Below are 2,426 nucleotides of genomic sequence, written 5' to 3' on the forward strand. Positions count from 1 at the left end.
TGGGCCATGGGTTGCCGTAGCGTTCGGGCCACATGAAGTGGTAGGGCGGTATCCCCAGCGAATCCGCAAGCAACAGGGCTTTGTTGGGCCTTGGAAGACATTCGCCAATCCTTAAACGACGAACATGAAGGGGGTGTTGTCCCAGAATTTCTGCCAGCATTTTATGGTTTATTCTTTTTTTCATGGCTCCACTCTATTTTACAACAAAAGTAAGGTCAATATCTTTTATTACACCTAAGGCATTTTATTGCGATTGTAAAGTTTGAGATTTTTTTTTACGTTTTTTGTATAAGGGGAATATGAATACACGAGACCACATATGCGGCATTATTAACAGGCAGATGCAGAAGCTGAATGTTTCCCCTCAGGACCTGGCAGCTGTTACGGGAGATACTCCCACGTCTGCATACAGGTGGAGCCGGAACGCTCTGCCCAGACCTGATAAGATTCCGGCCATTTGTGAGTTTTTAAAAATATCCCCTAATGAACTTTTTGGATTTAAAGAAAATTCAGACGCAGTTTCCTGTCAGGATCAGGATGCCTGCAACGGGAATACTCCGGCTGTGGGGGGGAAGATGATTATGGATGAGTCCATCAGGCAGATGTATGAGGAAAGAATATCAGACCTGCGAAGGCAGGTGGAGCTTTTTGCCAAGACTGTGGAAAGGGAGACGCTCCGTTCGGAAAAGCAGGAATCTCAGCTTGAAAAGCTTCAGGCAACCGTAGAAAAACAACAGGAAATGATCACAGCCCTCCTTCAAGAAAACTCCGACCTAAAAACCAGTACCTTTCAGGTTGAATCCGAAATCCGAAAAAAAGCCTCGGGGGAATAGCTGCGACTCACAAAGGCCTCGCAGTTTCCATGGAACGCCGCAGCGGTTCAGACCGCAGGCAGTGCCCGGAGAATGTGGGCATGGAGCGTTGTTCCGGTCAGGAGCGGCGAAAGGCGCAGAGGGAAACCTCTAACCTCTTTTTTGTGAGTCGTCTTATTCGCAAGGCATTCGAAGAATGGATGGAAAGGCACGGTGTTACAGACGTTATCCGTCTGGTTTCAGACAGAAAAAGAATCCGAAACTGCCAGTGGGAACTCTGGGAAGAGTTGTTGGGCTACAGTCTGAAGAAAATGGATCTTGCCAGAGACATCTATCGGAATCCCGAGCAGAGGGATGACATTTTTGAGGAGGTAGAGCGGGAGGGCTATGCCTGTCGCACCGTGCATATCACCCGTGCGGATGGCCGTGCGGTGGATATGGATATCATTTATTGCAGGCATGAAAGCGGGTATTATTATACCTTTGTAAAAATACTTTAAGGCAGAAAGAGGAAATCAGGTTCTGATTTCCTCTTCTTTTTTGGAGCCGGGGTATGGGAGAAGGTCCAGCCCCGGAATAAAACGAAAATCTTTTTGGTTTTTTGAAATAAAAGGGAGGTCCAAAGTCAGGGCTGTGGCCCCGATCAGGGCCTCTGGAATCATAAGCCCATGGCTGAGGCGATATTGCTTCAGAAGTCTCAGAGCTGTGCCGCAAGCGGAGTTATCCAATGGCAGGACTTTGAATTTTTTCAGAAAAAGATTTAAGCTCCGCAACTCTGTTTTATTTCTGCACCCTACTACCAGTTCCATATATGTAATAATACTGATGGCAACGCCTGTATTTTTCTCAAGTGAAAAAAGGCATTGCACCGCCGTATCTATCCCCTTTGCGGCATCAATGAGAATGTCCGTATCCAGAACTGTTCTTTTCATCAAGCCTATTTCTGCTCCATTCTTTTTGTCTCATGTTTCGGACCCACTCAGAGCTGTCCTTCATATCCTCTCTGTCCTGCCACATTCCTATAAACGACTCTTTTTCCAGAGAGTGGGATTTTTTTTGATTTTTTTCCTGTTTTTCCTGTTTTTCCTGTTTTTCCGGGTACCGGGTTTTAAGGAATGCAACAAAATCCATCACTTGTTTTTGTGCTTCTGGCGGCAGGGATACAAATTCACGAATCAGTGCTGAATCTTTCATGCCTCCCCCTTATTCTTAAGGATTTCAAAGCTCTGTTTCTGTTCAAGGATATCACGCTGTTCTGGTGCTTTGAAAGGGTTAAAGTTTGTTTGTGTCAGAAAAGGGAAGAAGAGGTAAAATAAATTTACATAAAACGCAATTTTATTCTTGACAATCTGAAACCAAAACACCAAAGTCAATAAAAGTGATTATAAAGATTTTTTTAGTTTTTAAGTGTAAAACCCCTGCACGGCGGCCACCGTACAAGGGCTGAAAACAACACAGAGCGCATTACAGAAAACCTTAACCGTTTTTTAATTCTTCCAATATCCGGGGGAGATCATGACCACAAAAATCAAGACCGATACGGCACCTGCTGCACCCGTAAGGAATGAAACCTTCAGGGGAACCCACGGGCATCCTGCACGAAGGGCAATAAAC

4 protein-coding genes are annotated in these 2,426 nt (G+C 45.2%); 2 read left to right on the top strand and 2 right to left on the bottom strand.

The features are described 5' to 3' along the window. Positions 1-184: hypothetical protein (locus OOT00_RS15855; RefSeq protein ID WP_265426399.1), on the bottom strand; the 184-nt coding region annotated here is incomplete at its 3' end. A 115-nt stretch (positions 185-299) separates the two neighbouring features. Here OOT00_RS15855 and OOT00_RS15860 point away from each other — a divergent pair. Next, positions 300-833 (top strand): helix-turn-helix domain-containing protein, encoded by a 534-nt coding sequence (locus OOT00_RS15860; RefSeq protein WP_139450796.1) that lies wholly within the window; start codon positions 300-302, stop codon positions 831-833. Between the two features lie 29 nt (positions 834-862). Beyond that, positions 863-1,312: a hypothetical protein gene (locus OOT00_RS15865; protein WP_265426400.1), complete on the top strand. Its 450-nt coding sequence runs from the start codon at positions 863-865 to the stop codon at positions 1,310-1,312. Positions 1,313-1,327: 15 nt separating this feature from the next. On the opposite strand, the gene OOT00_RS15870 is transcribed toward OOT00_RS15865, so the two are convergent. Beyond that, a complete protein-coding gene (locus tag OOT00_RS15870) occupies positions 1,328-1,744 on the bottom strand; it encodes a type II toxin-antitoxin system VapC family toxin (protein ID WP_265426401.1) in 417 nt (138 codons plus the stop codon). Positions 1,745-2,426 lie beyond the last annotated feature (682 nt).

It is taken from the genome of Desulfobotulus pelophilus (assembly GCF_026155325.1).
Taxonomy (GTDB): domain Bacteria; phylum Desulfobacterota; class Desulfobacteria; order Desulfobacterales; family ASO4-4; genus Desulfobotulus; species Desulfobotulus pelophilus.

Coding starts and splice junctions, on each gene's coding strand:
- OOT00_RS15860 (WP_139450796.1), top strand. CDS start 300: ATGAATACACGAGACCACATATGCGGCATTATTAACAGGCAGATGCAG.
- OOT00_RS15865 (WP_265426400.1), top strand. CDS start 863: ATGGAACGCCGCAGCGGTTCAGACCGCAGGCAGTGCCCGGAGAATGTG.
- OOT00_RS15870 (WP_265426401.1), bottom strand. CDS start 1,744: ATGAAAAGAACAGTTCTGGATACGGACATTCTCATTGATGCCGCAAAG.